At 38.7% G+C, this 1757-nt stretch carries 1 protein-coding gene; it reads right to left on the reverse strand.

Annotated features, from left to right (window positions below; all coding sequences use genetic code 11):
* On the reverse strand, positions 1–1746 hold a 1746-nt coding region (locus tag IM753_RS12715), incomplete at its 3' end, for a polymorphic toxin type 15 domain-containing protein (RefSeq protein ID WP_194109440.1).
* Between the last annotated feature and the right edge of the window lie 11 nt (positions 1747–1757).

The following is a 1757-nucleotide window of genomic DNA, read 5'->3' on the forward strand; positions in this document are numbered from 1 at the left end:
GCACCTCTCTAACTTAACATTCATACGAGTGTTGGCTCGCTCACTTTCGGGAATTGATTTGATGGCTTCATCAATAGCACCCACTCGGGTACGCCCTTTGTCCGATGGGTCTATTGTAGCATCATCAGGCACATTTTTCCACTGACTGCCGATGGAAGAATTGACATTTTTAAGTCCCATATCCATTGGTACTTTGCTGTTAAGGTTGCCATCAATCAGTTGGTCTGGGTTATGTAAGGCAGCCAAAGTTGCCATCACATTGTCGGTGGTGGTATTTGCTTTTTGTTCAGCCTCTACTTGTGACATACCGTTTTCTTTATATTCATTTGTGTAACGCTCCAATAAATCCGCCCTAAATTTATCCCTTGTCTCTATTTGGTCTTTGCCATCGCCTCGCCCACTGCCTTGAGAGGCTTTTCTTGCTTGAAATGCCTTTCTTCCTGCCTCATACTCTGCCACCGTCAAACTGTTAATGCCAGCCTCTTGCATTTGCAATTGTCTGTCAGTTTCTCGGTTCAGATAGTCGTCTGCCGATGTACTGTTACCAAAACCAGCAGGGTAATCATTTTTAATATTTTCATCGGCTCGTTTTTTGGCTTTATCAGTATTGACACGATTAAAACACGCCACCCGCTTTTGGGGCATTTGTTTGAAAACAGCTTTTTGGCTTTTTTGAATAAGGGTGGATTGTGTAGGAGCATTTAGATTTCCTCCGCCCCCAATATGAATATTTTGCGTAACCTTACCCCCATTTGCCACCATTGCCATTGCATAAGGCGTGGATAATAATCCATCCACTTTTTCTGTAATTTCTTTAGCAATTTGATCAATATAATCATTGATTTGACTGGCAATTTCATCAACTCTTTTAAATAATGCATCAAGCCCAGTATCCAATGATTTTAAACTGGGTCTGTCTTTAAAATTAACGCTATTAGCACTACCAAATGTTTTAAATTTATACGATAATTCTGATAGATATTTTTGAATGCTAGTTTTTGCTCTATCCGCCAGTTCTTGCCAAGGTTTGGTTTGCAACCAACGAATTGGATTATCCTTCCAAGGAATTTGATTGCCTGCCCCTATTTTTCTAAGATAGGTTTCACAGGTTTCCATAATCTCAGCTAAAGCTTTTATGTCAGCAAAGTCTTTATGTCTAATCACCTTAATTAAAGTCTTGACAACAGAACCTACCGTTGGTATTAAACCAAAAGCAGTCAATGCCAGATTGATCCAGTTCTCTTTGTTTTCTCTCTCAATCTCATTTGTCAATGTAAGAACATTTGCCACCAAATCTCTAACATCTGACACTTGATCCGCCACAGGAATGATACTTATCAAACCTGCAACAATAGTTTGGCTAAGTGTTGGCTCTTTATTAAAATCCCCAATAATGGCACCCCAAGCCCAAGACACCCATTGCTGTATTTTATCCCATACACCATAATCATCATTAACAATCGCCACCAAATCAGCAGAAACCTCTAAAAGTGAGCGTTTTAATTCTTGGGCAACATTCTCCCAATCATTAGGATGATTAACAATCCTAATGATACCATTTTTTAATTCGCCAGCCCCAAATGCTGGTGAAAGTTCAACATAATTGCTTTTAAGTTCAGGTAAATATTTTTCCAATAGTTCTACTGATTGACCAAACTCATACTTAATATAATCAGAACGATTATTGATATTTGTCCAAAAATTTCGGTTAGCCAACTCTCTGTCATTATCTTGAATATCACTCATCTTATTTATCC

The sequence above is a fragment of the Moraxella sp. K127 genome (genome assembly GCF_015223095.1).
Taxonomy (GTDB): Bacteria; Pseudomonadota; Gammaproteobacteria; order Pseudomonadales; family Moraxellaceae; genus Moraxella.